The organism is Streptomyces polyasparticus (assembly GCF_014493765.1).
Lineage (GTDB): Bacteria > Actinomycetota > Actinomycetes > Streptomycetales > Streptomycetaceae > Streptomyces > Streptomyces polyasparticus.
In genome coordinates this window covers 306,855-326,306 of record NZ_JACTVJ010000001.1, presented here as the reverse complement: position 1 = coordinate 326,306, position 19,452 = coordinate 306,855, and the positions used below count along the sequence as shown (strand labels likewise).

The window sequence follows — 19,452 nt, the reverse complement described above, 5'->3', positions numbered from 1 at the left end:
CCGTCAAGATCCCCTTACGGTCCTGAGCGATCACACCGACCACGTGATCACTTCGACCGAGGGGGATCCTCCATGCGTATCGGCAAGAAGCTCGCCACCGCAGGCCTGACCGGGGTGCTGATGCTCGGCGGTGTCGCGCTGGCCGCGCCCGCCCAGGCGGCGGGCTGCAGCACCGGCACCTCCGGCCATCTGGGCTGGGCCAAGTGCCCGGCAGGCGTCTCGAACAAGACCTTCCGCGCCCAGGTCGTCTGCACCAACGGCACCACGAAGAACACCGTCTACGGGCCCTGGCGGCGCGCCAACGCCGACTGGAACATGACGTCCCTGGTCGACTGCGGTCCGACCCGCGGCGCGCTCTCCGCGGTGATCGACTGGGCCTGAGGCATCCGGGCGGGCCCTCGACTCGGCCACCGGCCAAGGGACTTGGGCCCGCCCACCGGGGGCGTCGCCGTGCGGCACACGGTGCCTACGCGGTGCGCCTCCGGCGCCGACCCCCTTCAACACGCGGCGCCGACCCCGTTCAGCACGCGGTGTAGCGCACATCACATTCCTGCTCTACCGTCCTCCCGTCGCCGCATGAACGGGAGGGACGCCCGTGTCAACCGCAACCACCGGCCTTGACCCAAGGAAGACCCGCTCCATAGTCATCTGGACCGTCGTCGCTCTGGTGGGCGCGGCCGGATGGACCATGCTCGCCCTGTCGCGCGGCGAGGAGGTGTCGGCGGCCTGGATGGTGGCCGCCGCGCTCGGCTCGTACGCGATCGGCTACCGCTTCTACTCGAAGTTCATCGCGTACAAGGTCCTGAAGGTCGACAAGACGCGGGCCACCCCCGCCGAGCGCCTCGACAACGGGATCGACTACCAACCCACCGACCGGCGCGTGCTGTTCGGGCACCACTTCGCCGCGATCTCCGGCGCGGGCCCGCTGGTCGGCCCGGTGCTCGCCGCGCAGATGGGCTATCTGCCGGGCACCATCTGGATCATCGCCGGCGTGATCTTCGCGGGCGCCGTGCAGGACATGGTGGTGCTCTTCTTCTCGACCCGCCGCAACGGCCGTTCGCTCGGCCAGATGGCGCGCGAGGAGATCGGCCCGATCGGTGGCGCGGCCGCGCTGCTCGCCGTGTTCGCCATCATGATCATCCTGCTCGCGGTGCTCGCCCTGGTGATCGTGAACGCCCTCGCCGGCTCGCCCTGGGGCGTCTTCTCCATCGGGATGACCATCCCCATCGCCCTGTTCATGGGCTTCTACCTGCGGGTGATCAGGCCGGGGCGGATCGCGGAGGTCTCGCTGATCGGTGTCGCCCTGCTCCTGATCGCCCTGGTCGCGGGCCGCTGGGTGGCCAAGTCCTCCTGGGCGGAGGCCTTCACGCTCAGCAAGGAGTCGCTGGTCATCTGGCTGGTGGCCTACGCGTTCGTCGCCTCCGTGCTCCCCGTATGGATGCTGCTCGCGCCGCGTGACTACCTCTCCACCTTCATGAAGCTCGGCACCATCGGGCTGCTCTTCATCGGCGTCGTGGTCGCCGCGCCCAGCCTGAAGATGGACGCGGTCACGGACTTCGCCACGCAGGGCACGGGACCGGTGTTCGCCGGATCGCTCTTCCCCTTCGTCTTCATCACCATCGCGTGCGGGGCGCTGTCCGGTTTCCACTCGCTGATCTCCTCGGGCACGACGCCGAAGATGGTCGAGAAGGAGACCCAGGTCCGCATGATCGGATACGGCTCCATGCTGTTGGAGTCCTCCGTCGCGATCATGGCGATGATCGCGGCCTGCGTCCTCGACCCGGGCCTCTACTTCGGCATGAACTCGGCGCCCGCGGTGCTCGGAGCCGAGGTCCAGGACTGGGTGAGCACCATCCAGGGCTGGGGGTTCACGCTCACCGAGGCCGATATGGCCGCGTACGCCAAGTCGGTCGAAGAGGCCACGCTGTGGGGCCGTACGGGAGGGGCGCCGACCTTCGCGATCGGTGTCGCCGACATCTTCGCTTCGGTGACCGGGGACGGGCTCAAGGCGTTCTGGTACCACTTTGCGATCATGTTCGAGGCGCTGTTCATCCTCACCGCGCTCGACGCCGGCACCCGCGTCGGCCGCTTCATGCTGCAGGACACCCTCGGCAACATCTACAAGCCGCTCAAGCGCGTCAGCTGGTGGCCGGGACTCATCGTCTCCAGCGCGATCGTGACCGGCCTGTGGGGCTACTTCCTGTGGGTGGGCGTCCGCGACCCGCTCGGCGGGATCAACCAGCTCTTCCCGCTGTTCGGCATCTCCAACCAGCTGCTCGGCGCCGTGGCGCTGACCGTTTGCACCACGCTCCTCATCAAGTCGGGACGGCTCAAGTGGGCCTGGGTGACCGGCGTTCCGCTGGCCTGGGTGGCGACCGTGACGCTCACCGCGAGCTGGCAGAAGGTGTTCTCCGCGGATCCCCGCGTCGGGTTCTTCGCGCAGGGCGACGTGGCGCAGAAGCAGATCGACACCGGCCTGAAGCCGAACGGCCAGGAGCTCACCGCCAAGGAGCTGGACGACGCACACACCATCGTCACCAACACCACGGTGGACGGCGTCCTTTCGGCCCTCTTCGCGCTGCTCGTGATCCTGGTGATCGCGGACGCGGCCCGGGTATGCATCAAGGCGATACGCCATCCCGCATCGGTCGTCTCGCACGAGGAGCCGTACGTGGAGTCGAAGTACATCGCGCCCGCCCAGCTCTTCCCCACCAAGGAGGAGAAGGCCGAGCTGCGGGCGGCGGGGCTCGGGTCCGGCGGTGGGCGCACCGACGGTCCGCGCGAAGAGGTGGCCCCATGACCGTGCGAAGAGGTGGCCCCATGACCGTGCAGGAGGTGGCTCCATGACCGTGAAGTCCGCGACTGCCAAGATCTGGTGGTACGTACGGGAGTTGACCGGAGAGACCGCGTACGAGCGCTATGTCGCCCATGTACGCAAAGACCACCCGGACGCTCCCGTGCCCTCGCGCCGCGCGTTCGAGCGGGAGCGGACCGACCGGCAGGAGGCGGATCCCCGGCAGGGGTTCCGCTGCTGCTGACGGACGCGCCCCACAGGGATTCGCATACGTGAGCAAAGCCCCTGTCCGGGGACCGATATGCGGACAGGGGCTTCCGTATCCCGGTCCGGCACCCCTAGATTTCGGCCGAGTTACACGGTGATCTAGGGGACGGAGCCACCATGCCGGAAACAGTGCCGGACACCAGCAGACCAGCGCGGAGGATAACTCCCAAGTCGATCGTCATCTGGTCGCTGGTCGCCCTCGTGGGCGCCACCGGCTGGGGCGTGCTCGCCCTCTCGCGGGGTGAGGAGATCTCGGCGGCCTGGCTGCTCGCGGCCGCGCTCGGCTCGTATGCGATCGCATACCGCTTCTACGCGAAGTTCATCGCGAACCGTGTCCTGAAGGTCGACAAGAAGCGCGCGACCCCGGCCGAACGCCTCGACAACGGTGTCGACTTCCACCCCACCGACCGCCGTGTGCTCTTCGGCCACCACTTCGCGGCCGTGGCCGGCGCGGGCCCGCTGGTCGGTCCGGTGCTCGCCGCGCAGATGGGCTATCTGCCGGGCACCATCTGGATCGTGGCCGGCGTGATCTTCGCCGGTGCCGTCCAGGACATGGTGGTGCTGTTCTTCTCCACGCGCCGCAACGGCCGTTCGCTCGGCCAGATGGCGCGGGACGAGATCGGCCCCTTCGGCGGTGCGGCCGCGCTGGTCGCCGTGTTCGCCATCATGATCATCCTGCTCGCGGTGCTCGCCCTGGTGATCGTGAACGCGCTCAAGGGCTCGCCGTGGGGCGTCTTCTCCATCGCGATGACCATCCCGATCGCCCTGTTCATGGGCGTCTACCTGCGCGTTCTGCGTCCGGGCCGGGTCACCGAGGTCTCGGTCATCGGTGTCGCGCTGCTGCTCCTCGCGATCGTTTCCGGCCGCTGGGTCGCCGAGTCCTCACTCGCCGACACCTTCACGCTCGAACCGGGCACGCTCGTCATCTGGATGGTCATCTACGGCTTCCTGGCCTCCGTGCTGCCCGTATGGATGCTGCTCGCGCCGCGTGACTACCTCTCGACCTTCATGAAGGTCGGCACGATCGTGCTGCTCGCGCTCGGCGTCGTCATCGCGATGCCGACCATGAAGATGGACGCGGTCACCGCCTTCGCCACCAGCGGCCAGGGCCCGGTCTTCGCGGGATCGATGTTCCCGTTCGTGTTCATCACCATCGCCTGCGGTGCGCTCTCCGGCTTCCACGCCCTGGTCTCCTCCGGTACGACACCGAAGATGATCCAGAAGGAGACGCAGGTCAGGCTGGTCGGATACGGCTCGATGCTCACGGAGTCGTTCGTCGCGATCATGGCCGTGATCTGCGCCTGCATCCTGGAGCCCGGCCTCTACTTCGCGGTCAACTCCCCCGCGGGTGCGCTCGGTCCGACCCTTGAGTCGGCCTCCGAGTTCGTCAAGGGCATCGGCTTCTCCATCACGCCCGACCAGCTCGCGCAGATGGCGAAGGACGTCGGCGAGCCCTCCATCGCCGGCAAGACCGGTGGTGCGCCCACCTTCGCGCTCGGCATGTCGGAGATCTTCTCCGCGGTGATTGGTGGTGCTGGGATGAAGGCGTTCTGGTACCACTTCGCGATCATGTTCGAGGCGCTGTTCATCCTCACGACCGTCGACGCCGGTACGCGCGTGGGCCGCTTCATGCTCCAGGACACGCTCGGCAACGTGTGGAAGCCGCTGCGGGACGTCTCCTGGAAGCCGGGCGTCTGGCTCACCAGCGCCGTGGTCGTCGGCGGCTGGGGCTACTTCCTGTGGGTCGGCGTGCACGACCCGCTGGGCGGCATCAACCAGCTGTTCCCGCTCTTCGGTATCGCCAACCAGCTGCTCGCCGCGGTCGCGCTCGCCGTCGGTACGACGCTGCTCATCAAGTCGGGCCGCCTCAAGTGGGCCTGGGTGACGGGTATTCCGCTCGCGTGGGACGTGGCGGTCACGCTCACGGCCAGCTGGCAGAAGGTGTTCTCGGACGACCCGAAGGTGGGCTTCTTCGCGCAGCGCGACCTCTACCAGGACGCGCTCGACGCGGGGAAAACGGAGCTCGGCACGGCGAAGACCCGCGAGGCCATGGAGACCATCGTCACCAACTCCACGGTGGACGGCGTCCTCGCGGCGATCTTCGCGATCCTCATCGTCATCGTCCTGGCCGACGCCACCCGCGTCTGCATCAAGGCGATCCGCAACCCGGGCTCGGCCGAGATCAAGGAAGCCGAGTACGTCGAGTCCAAGATCGTGGCCCCGGCGGGCCTGTGGGCGACGGCCGAGGAGAAGGCGGAACTGGCGGCTGCCGCCGCCGAGTCCGCGCCCGAAGGCGGTACGCCGGTGGCGGCCGGGAAGTCCTGATGACGCTCCTCGAGCAGGTCCGCTACTGGTGGCGTGAGCTCTCGGGCGAGGCCGTGTACGACCGGTACGTGGCCCACACCCGCTCCCACGGCCAAGTCCCCAAGTCCCGCCGCGAGTTCTACCGGGACCGGACGGATGCACAGGAGGCGGACCCCCGGGAGGGGTTCCGCTGCTGTTGACCCGCGCCGACAGCAGCAACCAGTACTGGAACGGGCCGTCGGTCCCCTCAGGGTATCCGACGACCCGTTCCACTGCGTCCGGACGACAGCGCACGGAGCACCGCCCCGAAGGGCAGGTCGCGCCTCAGACGTACCGCTCGAAAAGTGCCTGGAGGTACCCCTCCAGTCGACCGCCAAGGACTGCGGGCGTCAGGTCGGACCGGCCCAACTCCCGCCACGGGACGGCGACCTTCTCGGCGTCGGGTGCGAAGGCCAGGGCATCGAGGAGCCGCCAGTAGAGGTGGGCGGCGCGGTCCCCGGACAGCGTTCCTCCCTCGGCGGCATACCGACCGGCGAAGGCCATCCCCGCGTCGACGCCGTGCAACAAGGCCAGGGCAGTCGAACAGTGGGCCACGTCCAGATCGGCCGGGCCCCATGAGGTCTCCACCCAGTCGATCACGCCGCTGATCCGCAGATCACCGCCGTCCCCGGTGAACAGGACATTGCCGGGATGGAAGTCCCGGTGCAGGAAGCAGCCCTCGTACGGCGGGGGTTCGCGCCGGATGACATCCACAGCGCGCTCCCACAGCTCGGGACGCGCCGTGGCCTCGGGCCGGCCGACCCGCTCGGGCGAGGTCCACGCCTGATACGTCCGCGGCCGCGCCGCACCCTCCACCGGCAGCCGGTGAATCCCCGCCAGCTGCCGGGCCAGCACATCCGCACGGCGCCCGGCCCCGGAGTCTTCCAGACGCACCGACCCGGGGAGCAAGGTCATCAGGAGAGACGGATGGCCGCAGTACTGCGCCGTCGCGTCCACGGCCACCAACTCGGCCGCAGGCACCGGCGTTTCCGCGAGCAGCCGCAGCACATCCGCCTCACGTGTCAGCAGGCCATCGGCATGCCGTACGTAGAACGGCTTGGTGAAGGAACGCAGCACCAGCCACCGCCGGCCGCCCGGTCCTCGCACCTCCAGACGCCGCATCTGCGAGGTCCACCCGCCTCGCAACCGCGTGACGCCTTCGATGCGTTCCCCCTCGGCCAGCTGTTTCTCCACCCAGGCACGCGTCGAGTCCCAGCTCTGCACCTCAGGCACCACGTCGATCCCCCATGATCAGAATTCGTCGTCGAACGATACCGATCAATCGACGGCCAGAAACTCCCGTGCACCACGCAACCTCGTACGCAGACCACGCTGGGTGGCGCGGCTGTCCAGACGGGCGTCCAGGCTCCAGGGATCGGCGAATCGCTCCGCAGCCCCTTCACCAACCGGGAGGTGTCGAGTCCGTCGCGCATGGCGACGAGGACGCCGAGCTCGTACCGGCTGACGGCGTCGGCGCCCCCGAGGTGGTGGACACCGCGTGCGTCCGAATCCGAGAGTTCCAGCAGCGCTGCGGCCAGATCGCCGACGTGGACCGGGCAGCGGAAGTCATCGGTGAACAGGGTTCCTTCGCGGGTGCCGGATGCCAGTTCATGGACTGCGCGTACGTGCGTGGACCGGGTGTCTCCGATGATCAGCGAGGTGCGGGCAACGACGGCATCCGGCGCCACCAGCCGGATGCCGGTCTCGGCAGCGGCTTTCGCGGCTCCGTAAGGCGTGACGGGGTCGGGAAGGCAGGTTTCGTCATAGTGAACGGAAGCGCCGGAGAGCACGGCGTCGCTGGACACATGGATCAGGCGGCATCCGTACGTCACCGCACTCATCGCCAGGCGGACGGGACCTTCCGCCGTCACCGCCCAATCCGCCCCGCCACTGGTGGCGTTGATGACGACGCGCGGTTTCACCTCGGCGAAGGACGCCTTCGATCCGCCCGGCGTCACGCAGGTCGAGTGCACACCACCGAACGCCCGGAGTACCGCCGGGAACGGTCGCAAAGCTCGCCACCGTCTCAGGCCCGGCCCCCGCCGCCAGCCGGACCAGCTCACTGCCCAGGCACCCGCTGCCACCGATGATCAGAACCGTCACCCGCGGCAGCGTAGACGACGCTTCGGCCGCTCGGGCTCCGGCCGCCCGACAGATGTGCGTCACCAACGCGGGCAACAAGGAGCGAAGTCACCCACACGAGTGGGGCGGACCGCTTGCTCTTACGGATGAGGAACTGGATGCCCAAGTTCGCAACGTGGCACGGTTCCGGATGTACCCGACGAAAGAGCAGGCGGGCATCATGCTCGATCACTGCGCACACGCGCGGTATGTGTGGAACCTTGCTGTAGAACAGCATGCGCATTGGTCCAAAGGGCGCCAGACCGCGCCGGGTTTCGTCGAGCAGTGCCGTCAACTCACGGAGGCCCGACGAGAAAACGAGTGGCTCGGAGCGGGTAACGCCGACGTGCAGCAACAGGCCCTCAAGGACTTCGCGAAGGCCAAAAGCGCCCGGTTCACCTCCGGCTTCGGTGAACCGACATGGCGCCGGAAGTACGTGCACGAGGGCTTCCGGGTCATCGGCACCAGACGAGTGCCCGAGCGCAACGAGGACGGGTCGGCGAAGCTGAACGCCAAAGGCGGGCAGGTACTGGCCCGGTCGGTGGTGGTGCAGCGGTTGAACCGGCGGTGGGCGCAGGTGCAGGTGCCCGGCTGTGGCTGGGTGCGCTTCCGGCTCAGCGCCACAGGCAAGGGCGCGAAGCTGCCGAGTGCGAAGACGTTCCGCGTAACCTTCCGTAACGGGCAATGGCACATCGCGTTCGCCGTGATCCCTGAACCGATTGGCGCGGCCGACACGGACGCGGTCATTGGCATCGACCGGGGTGTGACCATCACTGCCGCCTTGTCCGATGGGCGGAAGCTGAACTGCCCGCAGCTCACGGTCAAGGAGCGCGCGCAGATCCGCAAGCACCAGAGGCGTGGAGCCCGCGCCTCAAAGGGCAGCAAGGTCAAGGCCGAGGCGTACGCCAAGGTCGCGAAGCTCAAGGCGCGCGAAGCCAGTCGGCGCAAGGACTGGTGCGAGAAGACCAGCACCATGCTGGCCAGAACCTACCGTCTGGTGCGGTTCGAGAAACTGAACATCAAGAACATGACTCGTTCTGCTGAGGGAACGCCCGAGCAGCCTGGCAAGAGAGTCAGGCAGAAGGCCGGACTGAACCGGGCGATCCTCGCTCAGGGCTGGGGCCTGCTCCGGCGACGCACCGAACAGAAAGCCCCGGGCCGGGTCCAGGACGTCCCCGCCTCCTATACCTCTACCTCGCTGCGCTGCAGTGCCTGCGGATGGATCGACAAGAAGTCGCGCAAGAGCCAAGCCGACTTCATCTGTGTGTCCTGCGGCTTCACCTGGAACGCTGATGAGAACGCAAGCAACAACGTCGCGGCAGGACAGGGCGGGATTCCCCGCCCCCGGCAAACCGCCGGTGCCGGAGGGGTGACAGCGGTCATCGGCCGTTCGAACGCCCGTGAACCTCAATCCACTCGGATTGGAATCCCCCTCTTCCCCAGGAAGAGGGGGAGGATGTCAATTGAAGCAGAACTCGGCAATTCGCCGAGGTGAACCCATGGCTGCACCAGTCAGGACAACATTTGGCGCTCTGCCCCTGTCAGAACTCTTCATCGAACCCGACAGAACCTTCGACTGCGACCTGGTAAGCCGACGGTCGCCGCTCGAAGAAGTTGGTCAGTTCCTGGACGCCCTGGAGCTCCATGAAGGAGAAGGGGTTCTCCGAGCCGTAGACCGGAGCGAAGCCCAGGCGTTCGAGGCGCTGGTCGGCCACGCACTCCAGGTACTGGCGCATCGATTCGGTGTTCATGCCGGGCAGGCCCTCGCCGCACAGGTCGCGGCCGAACTGCAGCTCGGCCTCGACGGCCTCCTTCAGCATGTCCGTGACCTGCTGCCGCAGCTCGTCGTCGAAGAGGTCGGGCTCTTCCTTGCGGACGGTGTCGACGACTTCGAACGCGAAGTTCATGTGCATGGTCTCGTCACGGAAGACCCAGTTGGTGCCCGTGGCAAGACCGTGCAGCAGGCCCCGCGAGCGGAACCAGTACACGTACGCGAAAGCGCCGTAGAAGAAGAGCCCCTCGATGCAGGCCGCGAAGCAAACCAAGTTGAGCAGGAATCGGCGACGGTCCGTCTTCGTTTCCAAGCGGTCAAGGCCCTCGACGGAATCCATCCACTGGAAACAGAAGTCTGCCTTCTGCCGGATGGACGGAATGTTCTCCACCGCCGCGAAGGCGGCGGCGCGGTCCTCCGGGTCGGGCAGATACGTGTCCAGGAGCGTCAAGTAGAACTGGACGTGGACGGCCTCCTCGAAGAGCTGGCGGCTCAGGTACAGCCGCGCCTCAGGGGAGTTGATGTGCTTGTAGAGCGTCAGGACCAGGTTGTTCGCCACGATCGAGTCGCCCGTCGCGAAGAACGCGACAAGGCGGCCGATCATGTGCTGCTCGCCCGGCGAGAGCTTCGCGAGGTCGGAGACGTCGGAGTGGAGGTCGACCTCCTCGACGGTCCAGGTGTTCTTGATGGCGTCCCGGTAGCGCTCGTAGAAGTCCGGGTAGCGCATCGGGCGCAGGGTCAGTTCGAAGCCTGGGTCCAGCAGGTTCTTCTCGGACGTCGTCTTCTCGGGTGCGGTGGTCATTACTGGCAGGCCTCGCAGGACTCGGGGTTTTCCAGGGAGCAGGCGAGCGCTTCTTCGTCGGTCGTCTGCTGTACGGGCAGGGGGGCGGGCTCCGTCGCGGCGGCGCGGCCGGATCCGGCGGCGCGGGCGATCCGGGTGGCCGGGCGCGAGCGCAGGTAGTACGTGGTCTTCAGGCCCTGCTTCCAGGCGTACGCGTACATCGAGCTGAGCTTGCCGATGGTGGGCGTCTCGAGGAACAGGTTCAGGGACTGGGACTGGTCGAGGAACGGGGTGCGCGCGGCGGCCATGTCGATCAGGCCGCGCTGCGGGATCTCCCAGGCGGTGCGGTACAGGGCGCGGACCTCGGCGGGGATCCAACTGAAGCCCTGCACGGAGCCGTTGGCCTCGCGCAGCGCCTCGCGGGTCTGGGCGTCCCAGACGCCGAGCTGCTTGAGCTCGTCGACCAGGTAGGCGTTGACCTGGAGGAACTCACCGCTGAGGGTCTCGCGCTTGAAGAGGTTGGAGACCTGGGGCTCGATGCACTCGTAGACACCGGCGATCGAGGCGATGGTGGCCGTCGGCGCGATCGCGAGCAGCAGCGAGTTGCGCATACCGGTCGCGGCGATACGGGCGCGCAGCGCGGTCCAGCGCTCCGGCCAGTTGAGCTCGACGTCATAGTGGTCGGGGTGCAGGACGCCGCGGGCCGCGCGCGTCTTGTCCCAGGCCGGGAGCGGGCCTTCGCGTTCGGCGAGGTCGCAGGAAGCCTCGTATGCGGCGAGCATGATGCGTTCGGCGATCCGCGTGGACAGGTCGCGCGCCTCGGGCGAGTCGAACGGCAGGCGGAGCTTGAAGAAGACGTCCTGCAGGCCCATGGCGCCGAGGCCGACCGGGCGCCAGCGGGCGTTGGAGCGGCCCGCCTGCTCGGTCGGGTAGAAGTTGATGTCGACGACGCGGTCCAGGAAGGTGACGGCCGTACGGACCGTCTCGTCCAGGCGCTCCCAGTCGATGTCGCCGTCGACCACGAACGCGCCGACGTTGACCGAGCCCAGGTTGCAGACGGCCGTCTCGCCGTCGTCCGTCACCTCCAGGATCTCGGTGCACAGGTTCGAGGAGTGGACGGTGTTGCCCGGTTCCGCGGTCTGGTTGGCGGTGCGGTTGGCGGCGTCCTTGAAGGTCATCCAGCCGTTGCCGGTCTGCGCGAGGGTGCGCATCATGCGGCCGTACAGGTCGCGGGCCGGGATGGTCTTCAGCGCCTTCCCGTCGGCCTCCGCCTGCCGGTACGCGGCGTCGAACGCGTCGCCCCACAGGTCCACGAGCTCGGGCACGTCGGCCGGCGAGAACAGCGACCAGTCGCCGCCCGCCTCGACCCGGCGCATGAACTCGTCCGGGATCCAGTGCGCGAGGTTGAGGTTGTGGGTGCGGCGGGCGTCCTCGCCGGTGTTGTCGCGGAGCTCCAGGAACTCCTCGATGTCCGCGTGCCAGGTCTCCAGGTAGACGGCCGCGGCGCCCTTGCGCCGGCCGCCCTGGTTGACCGCCGCGACCGAGGCGTCGAGGGTCTTGAGGAACGGGACGATGCCGTTGGAGTGCCCGTTCGTGCCGCGGATCAGCGAACCGCGGGCGCGGATACGGGAGTACGCGAGGCCGATGCCGCCGGCGTGCTTCGAGAGCCGGGCCACCTGGTGGTAGCGGTCGTAGATCGAGTCGAGCTCGTCGAGCGGCGAGTCGAGCAGGTAGCAGGAGGACATCTGCGGGTGGCGGGTGCCGGAGTTGAAGAGCGTCGGCGAGGACGGCAGGTAGTCCAGGCGGCTCATCAGCCGGTACAGGGCGGCCACTTCGTCCACCGCCGCGGTCGACTCGTCGGCGGCGAGGCCGGCGGCGACGCGCAGCATGAAGTGCTGCGGGGTCTCGATGACCTTACGGGTGATCGGGTGGCGCAGCAGATAGCGGGAGTAGACCGTGCGCAGGCCGAAGTAGCCGAAGCGGTCGTCGCCTTCGGTGTCGACGAGGGCGTCGAGCCGCTCGTGGTGGGCCCAGGTGAACTCGGCGGTGCGGTCCGCGATCAGGCCCTCGCGGTGGCCGGTCGAGATGGCCTCCGTGAAGGTGCGCACGCCCTGCGTGGCCGCCTCGGCGGCGATGGTGCGCGCGAGCAGACGGGCGGCGAGCCGGGAGTACGCGGGGTCGTCGGCGATCAGTCCTGCGGCGGCTTCCGTGGCCAGTTCCCGCAGCTCGGCCTCGTCGGCGCGGGCGCTGCGGCCGCGAAGCGCGGCGGCGGCGACGCGGCCGGGGTCGGCGTCGGGGAGGTCGGCGGTCAGCTCGGTGAGGGTCCGCAGCAGGGCGGTACCCGGCTGGTCCGCTGACTCCTGGGCGGCCTGCTCACCGGCTTCGGCCCGGACGGTGGCGGGATCCACGGGCGCGATGGTCACGGGATGCACTCCTCGCTCGGCTCTGGGCCGTACGGCGAGGAAGGCGTGCACGAGGCGTGCGCAGGGCAGGGCGCACCACTCCGCGTCCACCGGCCCATTCCGCGAGGCCCGGACGTCTACGGCACCCGGACCGGTCGGTACGGGTGCGCTCTCGGCAGGTGCTCGGACTCACGGGGCGCCCTTTGCGTACGCCTCGTTCACCGTTGCGGGACAGTTCCGGACTTGCACCGGATTCCCCTGCGGCGACAGCGAGGTTGAGCATACATGTTGTGGTGGCTGTCTTCGGCAAGCCCACATGTTGTGTTGGCGCGGAAGCCTTCCCGTCGGAGTGTCGGCGCCGCACAGCGTCGGGACGTCAGATCCTCACAGCGTCAGGACGTACGTCAGGAGCATCAGGTCGTCCCGGTCGGCCAGGGGATTCCAGTCCCGCTCGGGGGTCCGTACGAAGCCGAGGCGCTCGTAGATGCGGTGGGCGCTGTGCATCATGTGCTGGGTGGACAGGGCGACACCGGTGCAGCCGGCCGCCCGCGCCCGGTCCACGCACGCCCGCACCAGGGCCTCCCCCGCTCCGCGTCCGCGGCCCGCGTGCGCCACGGCGAGCGCACGGAACTCCGCCTCGCCCGGCTTGGACACCTGGGCCTGCGGAGTTCCGTACAGGGCGAACGTGACGCCGCCGAGCAGTTCCTCGCCGTCGACGGCGACCAGGACCTCGGAGGTGGCGGCACGGCCCGCGACATCGCGCAGCGTCGGGATGTACGGGTCCTCCTCGCCGTAGTCGAGCAGACCGTCGGCCAGATAGACCTGGACGGTGAGCTCGCCGAGCGGGGCGTACTCCTCGGGCAGCGCGGGCCTGATGGTGAAGTCCATGCGGGCATTCTGCCGCCCGGGAAGCGGCACCGATCAAGCGGATTACGGGCGCCGCGCGGACTGTGCGAGCTGCACGGAGCGCGGATTACGCGGCCCGGGAGTGCGCCGGACGGTCGGCCGCGGCGGAGGCGCGCGGAACGAACCGGTGGATCCGGGCGGAGGACCCGAGGGGCCGGCGCTCGGCCTGCTTCAACTGCCGGTCGATACGGCGGTCTTGGGCGTACCCGACGAGCGAGGGCGCCGCGAGGAGAGCGAAGACGAAGAGGACGGTGAACCAGTCGAAGAGGGTGTTTGTCGTCATGCCCTTACGGTCTCGCGTACGGCCGGCCGCGAGCAGTGGCAGGACTGTCATACACCCTCGATTTCCTGCCAGTTGCGCGGCACACTGGGGAGCATGCTGAAGAACGTTGCCGCAGTGCTGCTCGAGGGCGTCCACCCCTTCGAACTCGGCGTGGTCTGTGAGGTGTTCGGCCTCGACCGCAGCGACGAGGGGCTGCCGGTGTACGACTTCGCCGTGGCCTCCGCCGCCGCCCGCGAGCTGTCCACACACGCGGGCTTCACCATCACCACCGCGCACGGTCTCGAGCGGCTCGAAGAGGCGGACCTGATCGCAGTGCCGGCCGGACATTCGTATGTGAACCGGGAGTTCCCCGACGACCTGCTCGCCTCGCTGCACCGCGCGGTCGACCGCGGCGCGCGGATCCTGTCGGTCTGCTCGGGCGTCTTCGTGCTCGGCGCGGCGGGGCTGCTCGACGGGCGCAACTGCGCGGTGCACTGGAAGCACGCGCAGGAGCTGGCGATCCGCTATCCGCGGGCCCGGGTCCAACCCGATGTCCTGTACGTGGACGAGGGGCCGGTGATCACCTCGGCGGGCACGGCGGCCGGGATCGACGCCTGTCTGCACATCGTGCGCCAGGAGCACGGCACGGAGGTCGCCAACGCGATCGCCCGGCGCATGGTCGTACCGCCCCATCGGGACGGCGGCCAGGCGCAGTTCGTGGCGCGTCCGCTGCCGCGTACGGCCTGCGACACCGTGGGCGGCGTACTGGCGTGGATGGAGCGGCATCTCGACGAGGAGATCACCGTCGAGCAGCTCGCGGAGCATGCGCTGATGTCGCCGCGGACGTTCGCGCGGCGCTTCAAGGAGGAGACCGGGACGACCCCGTACCGCTGGCTGCTCAAGCAACGGCTGCTGCTCGCCCAGGAGTTGCTGGAGTGCACGGCCGAGACGGTGGACGCGATCGCGGGGCGGGCCGGGTTCGGGAACGCGGCGACGCTGCGCCACCACTTCCTGCGATCGCTCGGCACGACGCCGAACGCGTACCGGCGGACGTTCCAGGGCCCGTCGCGGGCGCTGCCCGACGGCGGGAAACCGTCCCGCGCTGCCTGAACTCCCGTCAGGCAGCGCGGACTTCGGCGATCGGGCCGTGATCGGTCGCTGCTCGGTCGCCGATCAGTCGTTGGGGACGACCTCGTAGCGCGGCGTGCCCTCTTCCATCTGGCGCAGGGCGTCCTTGCGGTCGCGCTTGGAGAGCCGGTCGATGTACAGGTAGCCGTACAGGTGGTCCGTCTCGTGCTGCAGGCAGCGAGCGAAGTAGCCGGTGCCGCGGACCTTGATCGGGTTGCCCTTCTCGTCCTGGCCCGTGACCTCCGCGTAGTCGGGGCGGGCGAGGGAGACATAGGCGGTCGGGACGGAGAGGCAGCCCTCGTTGGCGTCGTCGAGGACGCGGCGGTCGGCCGGGAGCTCGACGAGCACCGGGTTCACGACGACGCCGGTGTGCCGTACGCCCTGGTCGTCGGGGCAGTCGTAGACGAAGACCTTCTTGTCGACGCCGATCTGGTTGGCGGCCAGGCCCACGCCCTCGGCGGTGCGCTGGCTGGCGAACATGTCGTCCACCAGCTTCGCGAGCTCGTCGTCGAACTCCGTGACGTCCTTGCACTCCTTGTGGAGTACGGGGTTGCCGACGACCGTGATCGGGCGGGACGTGCCCCGCTCGCGGTAGGCGGTCTCGCGCTCCTCGCAGTTCTCCGAGTCGATGACGTATCCCTCGTCGTCGACGGGGAGCACTCCGGCCGTCTGCTGCTGTTCGGTCATGGGGCCCGTACGCCTTCCTCGACTCTCCACCTGGTGACCCGTCAAGCCTACGGGCACGGTGAGGTGCCCGGTGCCCGGGCCGGGGTTGTGCCCGGGCCCACAGGCGTTCCGTACCGGCTCAGCAGACCTCTTCGAGATCCCGCCAGTCCCGGGAGTCCGGGCTGTCGGCGACCCAGCCGTCGAGCAGCCCCCGTACGAGACCGGGAGGCGCCGCGATCCCGCACTCGCGCTCGGGCACCCACAGGGCGCCGGCGGTGCGGTGGCCGAGCGGGCCCGGGTGGCCGGGCTCGCTGTGGTCGTGCGGGTCGAGGTGCTCGCCGTCGCCCTCGTCGGAGGGCATCCGGGACTCGGAGCACATCCGGCAGAGCAGCCGTACGGAGGAGGACCAGTCCTCGGCGGCGAAACCGGCGTCGGCGGCCAGCTTCTCCAGGGCGTCCCGGTCGGCCTCGGTGGCGGCTTCGAGCAGCACGACCCACGTCGGTACGGGGGACGGCGCCCAGAGCTCGATCTCGTCGAACACGGGGAAGGACTGGCCGGCCGCGGTGGTGCGCTCGCCGTGCGGGACGCCGTCGTGCAGGACGACCTCGCCCCAGCGGCGGCCACTGCTCGGGAGCGGGATGGACAGGACCTCGATACGGGCGGGGTCGAGCCGCCGGCCCCAGACCACCTCGGCCTCGCCCTCGGGCGAGAGGCGTACGGCGGCGCTGCCCAGCTCCATGCCGAGCGGTTCGCCGGCGCCGACCGCACCGCCGGGGACCTTGAGCCCGTACGCCTGCCAGGCGCGGCGGGCGAGGGGCCAGTCCTGGAGGGCGGTGGCGGCGATGCCGACGTTCCACCAATCGGGGGCGCCGGTCTCGCGGTCGAGCAGGGCGACGGCCCTGAGGCCGGCCGCGCGGGCCTGTTCCCAGTCGTGCCGGAACTTGTGCAGGAGTGCGAGGTTGAACCAGGACTCGGACAGCCAGGGCTCGAGGTCGGCGGCGCGTGTCAGGAGCGCGCCGGCGTCCTCGTACCGGCCGTCGCCGATGAGGGTGAACGCGCGGTCCGTGGCCTGCCGCCATGAGGCGGAGGGCCGGTGCCGTCCCTTGCCGAAGATCCTCACGATTCCCGCCTGCGGTCGGTGTCTCTGGCGCGCCCCGTCGCGGCCGATTCCATCGTGTTGCCTTGTCGTCTTACGTACATTCGCATCCAACCATGCCGGGTTGGGGCGCCGCTCATTACCCATGGGTTACCCGGACCCGGGGGCCCGCACCCACCGGGTTCGGCTTCCGTGTTCCCCGCCTCCCCCGGGTACCCGGTCCGCACACGTCCCACCCGTCACCACGGGCTCGCGGGCGCCGGGGCCGCCCGCCGCAGGCCGGCCTCACACCCCCTGCCCCACCACCCGGGACAGCGACTCCACCACCTGGGGGTGGTAGTCGTGGCCCGTGCCGAGGCGGAGGCGTTCCAGGGCCGTGAGGACGCCGCTGGGGCCGGAGAGGCGGGACAGCTCGTCGTACGCGTTGGCCGTACGGATGATGCGCGCCGTGAGGGGCTGGTCACGGTAGGGATCCGCCTGGCGTTCGACGACGACCGCGACGTCGGAGGGGACCCCGGTCTGCCGGACCACCGCACCGCCGAGGAGGGCGATACGCCGCTGCTCCGCGGAGGGGAGCAGCGCCGTCGCCCCCGCGGGTATCGGATCGACCAGGGAGAGCTGGCCGATGTCGTGCATCAGGGCCGCGTATTCGAGAACGGTCAGATCCGCCTCCGAGAGCCCCAGATCGCGGCCCACCGCACAGCTCAGGACGGCCACCCGCCGCGCATGCCCCGCGGGCGTGTAGCCGGCGATCTCCGTGGCCCGCGCGAGGGACGTGATCGTCTGGCGGTAGGTCGTACGGACGGCGGCGTACCGGCGGAAGGCCAGCTGGGTGAGCAGCAGCGGCGCGCTGAAGACGGGCAGCGCCCAGAGCCCCACGACGGCCACGGCCAGCGCCATGACCGCCCCGGTCGCACCGACCGCCGACCCGATCCCGACCAGCGCGCGCAGCTCGTCGCGCAGCAGCGGCCCGTACGGCCAGTGCGTACGGGCCCGGATCAGGACGGCCGACAGGACCGCGTCGCACAGCGCGGTGAGCGCGAGGACGACCGCGAGCCATACCGCGTACAGCGGCCCGAGGCCCACCAGGTCCTGCAACTCGCCGGAGTTGTAGAGGGGTTGGAAGCAGACCGCCGCGAAGCCGACCGTGAGGACCCGGCGGATCAGGTGGTCGGGCGACGGGCCGCCACCCGTGGCCACGTGCGGGACCGCGCCCGCGAGCGTCGCCGCCGAGACGACCGCGATGATCTGCAGCACTCCGTGGTGCGTGGGCCGGCCACCGCTCTCGCCGAGCAGGGCGTACGCGAGGGCGCCGGCCGCGCCGAGCGGCGCGGGTTCGCGGGCGACCGCGCCCGAGACCCTGCGCCCGCCCCACCGGGCCAGCTCGCCGACGGCGATGAGGATCCCGAAGGCGAGCGCGATCCCGCGCTCGGTCACCCCGTACCAGAGCGTGTGCCCGAGGGCGTACACCGCGAGCGCCCCCGCCGCGCCCGCCGCCACCACGATCACCGGCGAACCGTGCGCGCGCGTCACGGGGCCGTGCCCGTGGCGGTCTCGCGGGACAACTGCTGTTCCTGGAAGGGAAGTTGTACGGGGGCGGTCTCGTCGGACGTGACCGTCGGATGCCAACCGTGCCGGTCGAGGGCGCGCACCAGCGCCCGTACCATCTGCGGGTCGAACTGCTTGCCGGCGCACCGTTTCAGCTCGGCCAGGGCCTCGGAGACCGGCCGCGCCCTGCGGTACGAACGGGTCGAGGTCATCGCGTCGAAGGCGTCCGCGACCGCCACGACCCGGGCGAACTCCGGGATCTGGCGGCCCACGAGCCCGTACGGATAGCCGCTGCCGTCGAGCCGTTCGTGGTGGTGCAGGATCGCGGTGCGCGCCTCGCCCAGGAAGCCGATGCCGCGCACCATCTCGTGCCCGTACTCGGGATGCAGCTCGATGATCCGCCGCTCCTCGGGGGTCAGCGGCCCGTCCTTGCGCAACAGCCTTGTGGGGACGCCGAGTTTGCCCACGTCGTGCAGGATGCCGGCGAACCGCAGCACTTCCACGCGGTCGTCCGGCATCCCGAGTTCGCGCGCGATCAGCACGGACGCCTTGCCCACCCGCTCGCTGTGCCCACGGGTGTACTCGTCCTTGATGTCCACGGCCTGCACCAGGGCCCGGATGGTGGCCTGGTGGGCGCTGCGCTCGCGGTGGTACTGCTCGAAGACCCAGTACGAGATGTACATGGGCAGGAGGACGAGGAGGGCCGCGAAGGGCCCGTACGGGCTGACCCACAGGACGGCCATCATCAGGCCCGCGAGTCCGTGGACGAGCGTGGGCGCGAGCGAGCCCGCGAAGCCGGCGCCCGCGCCGCGTACAAGCGCGGTGAGCCGTCGGCCCTGACCGCCGACCGCGGCCAGGATGAGCCCGTCGAGCACCGCCATGACCAGGCAGAACGCGGCGGCGGCCGCGGCGGCCGGCAGCAGCGCGTACGGGAAGTCGGGGGCGCCGCCCGCACCGAGCGAGGCCCGCCCGCCGAGCAGCTGGTGGGCCTGCCCGGCCGCCCAGCAGGCGAGCGCGAGCTGGCCGCCGCGCCAGATCCGGCGGGGCGCCACGGGCCGCTGCTCCACACGGCCGAGCAGCGCGCCGGGCACGGCGGCGAGCGCGGCGGCCGCGGCCGGAAGGAGGAAGATCGCGGCGAGCAGGACGGGGAAGAACGCGCCCATCGAACGCGGCGCCCGCTCCCCCAGGAACGGGCAGCGGGTGACCCACTCGCACATCGCGTACAGCGCGGCGAGCAGCGCGACGGCTCCCCAGCGGATCCCCGGGGTGGCGACGACGGGCAGCACGCAGGCCGCGCCCGCGAGCGCGACCACGGCGATCAGGAGGCGCGCCGGGACAGGGATCGGCCGCATGGCGTTCTCCTCCCC

16 protein-coding genes, 1 pseudogene and 1 riboswitch are annotated in these 19,452 nt (G+C 69.9%); of the genes and pseudogenes, 7 read left to right on the top strand and 10 right to left on the bottom strand.

Going from position 1 to position 19,452, the window contains the following annotated elements; all coding sequences use genetic code 11:
* The first annotated feature begins 72 nt into the window (after nt 1-72).
* The 5 genes from H9Y04_RS01350 (at nt 73) to H9Y04_RS01330 (ending at nt 5,565) form a co-directional block, all read left to right on the top strand.
* Nucleotides 73-381 (top strand): hypothetical protein, encoded by a 309-nt coding sequence (locus H9Y04_RS01350; protein ID WP_187811723.1) that lies wholly within the window; start codon nt 73-75, stop codon nt 379-381.
* A 214-nt stretch (nt 382-595) separates the two neighbouring features.
* Complete coding sequence (locus tag H9Y04_RS01345; RefSeq protein WP_308800817.1) at nt 596-2,800, top strand: carbon starvation CstA family protein; 2,205 nt, start codon at nt 596-598, stop codon at nt 2,798-2,800.
* 43 nt (nt 2,801-2,843) lie between these two features.
* The gene (locus H9Y04_RS01340) at nt 2,844-3,038 is read left to right on the top strand and encodes a YbdD/YjiX family protein (RefSeq protein ID WP_187811722.1); all 195 of its coding nucleotides are present in this window, start codon (nt 2,844-2,846) and stop codon (nt 3,036-3,038) included.
* A gap of 140 nt (nt 3,039-3,178) precedes the next feature.
* Nucleotides 3,179-5,386, top strand: coding sequence for a carbon starvation CstA family protein (locus H9Y04_RS01335; RefSeq protein ID WP_187811721.1), 2,208 nt, complete (start codon nt 3,179-3,181; stop codon nt 5,384-5,386).
* Nucleotides 5,386-5,565, top strand: coding sequence for a YbdD/YjiX family protein (locus H9Y04_RS01330; protein WP_187811720.1), 180 nt, complete (start codon nt 5,386-5,388; stop codon nt 5,563-5,565). Before H9Y04_RS01335 ends, H9Y04_RS01330 begins: the two co-directional genes overlap by 1 nt.
* Nucleotides 5,566-5,689: 124 nt before the next feature.
* Here the strand turns inward: H9Y04_RS01330 and H9Y04_RS01325 are convergent, their stop codons facing one another.
* The gene (locus H9Y04_RS01325) at nt 5,690-6,637 is read right to left on the bottom strand and encodes a phosphotransferase family protein (protein WP_438818059.1); all 948 of its coding nucleotides are present in this window, start codon (nt 6,635-6,637) and stop codon (nt 5,690-5,692) included.
* 45 nt (nt 6,638-6,682) lie between these two features.
* Nucleotides 6,683-7,507 (bottom strand): annotated as a pseudogene (locus H9Y04_RS01320) (SDR family oxidoreductase).
* Between H9Y04_RS01320 and H9Y04_RS01315 the strand changes: the two are divergent.
* The gene (locus H9Y04_RS01315) at nt 7,491-9,020 is read left to right on the top strand and encodes an RNA-guided endonuclease InsQ/TnpB family protein (protein WP_236070494.1); all 1,530 of its coding nucleotides are present in this window, start codon (nt 7,491-7,493) and stop codon (nt 9,018-9,020) included. The pseudogene H9Y04_RS01320 and the gene H9Y04_RS01315 sit on opposite strands and share 17 nt — an antisense overlap.
* A 46-nt stretch (nt 9,021-9,066) precedes the next feature.
* Here H9Y04_RS01315 and H9Y04_RS01310 read toward each other — a convergent pair whose 3' ends face one another.
* The 4 genes from H9Y04_RS01310 to H9Y04_RS01295 form a co-directional block, all read right to left on the bottom strand.
* Nucleotides 9,067-10,098, bottom strand: a complete 1,032-nt coding sequence (locus H9Y04_RS01310; protein ID WP_187811719.1) for a ribonucleotide-diphosphate reductase subunit beta — start codon at nt 10,096-10,098, stop codon at nt 9,067-9,069.
* Nucleotides 10,098-12,500, bottom strand: coding sequence for a ribonucleoside-diphosphate reductase subunit alpha (locus tag H9Y04_RS01305; protein ID WP_187811718.1), 2,403 nt, complete (start codon nt 12,498-12,500; stop codon nt 10,098-10,100). The genes H9Y04_RS01310 and H9Y04_RS01305 overlap by 1 nt, the downstream gene beginning before the upstream one ends.
* 136 nt (nt 12,501-12,636) lie before the next feature.
* A riboswitch (cobalamin riboswitch) is annotated at nt 12,637-12,768 on the bottom strand.
* 95 nt (nt 12,769-12,863) lie between these two features.
* Nucleotides 12,864-13,367 (bottom strand): GNAT family N-acetyltransferase, encoded by a 504-nt coding sequence (locus H9Y04_RS01300; RefSeq protein ID WP_187811717.1) that lies wholly within the window; start codon nt 13,365-13,367, stop codon nt 12,864-12,866.
* 85 nt (nt 13,368-13,452) lie between these two features.
* Nucleotides 13,453-13,668, bottom strand: coding sequence for a hypothetical protein (locus H9Y04_RS01295; RefSeq protein ID WP_187811716.1), 216 nt, complete (start codon nt 13,666-13,668; stop codon nt 13,453-13,455).
* Between the two features lie 93 nt (nt 13,669-13,761).
* Here H9Y04_RS01295 and H9Y04_RS01290 point away from each other — a divergent pair, with 93 nt between their 5' ends.
* Nucleotides 13,762-14,757: a helix-turn-helix domain-containing protein gene (locus H9Y04_RS01290; protein WP_187811715.1), complete on the top strand. Its 996-nt coding sequence runs from the start codon at nt 13,762-13,764 to the stop codon at nt 14,755-14,757.
* Between the two features lie 63 nt (nt 14,758-14,820).
* Here H9Y04_RS01290 and def read toward each other — a convergent pair whose 3' ends face one another.
* The 4 genes from def to H9Y04_RS01270 form a co-directional block, all read right to left on the bottom strand.
* The gene (gene def, locus H9Y04_RS01285) at nt 14,821-15,462 is read right to left on the bottom strand and encodes a peptide deformylase (RefSeq protein WP_187811714.1); all 642 of its coding nucleotides are present in this window, start codon (nt 15,460-15,462) and stop codon (nt 14,821-14,823) included.
* A 118-nt stretch (nt 15,463-15,580) separates the two neighbouring features.
* Entirely contained in the window at nt 15,581-16,561 is a 981-nt protein-coding gene (locus H9Y04_RS01280; RefSeq protein ID WP_187811713.1) for a tetratricopeptide repeat protein, read from the bottom strand.
* A 261-nt stretch (nt 16,562-16,822) separates the two neighbouring features.
* Complete coding sequence (locus H9Y04_RS01275) at nt 16,823-18,070, bottom strand: HD-GYP domain-containing protein (protein ID WP_308800816.1); 1,248 nt, start codon at nt 18,068-18,070, stop codon at nt 16,823-16,825.
* Complete coding sequence (locus tag H9Y04_RS01270) at nt 18,067-19,437, bottom strand: HD-GYP domain-containing protein (protein WP_187811712.1); 1,371 nt, start codon at nt 19,435-19,437, stop codon at nt 18,067-18,069. Before H9Y04_RS01270 ends, H9Y04_RS01275 begins: the two co-directional genes overlap by 4 nt.
* Nucleotides 19,438-19,452 lie beyond the last annotated feature (15 nt).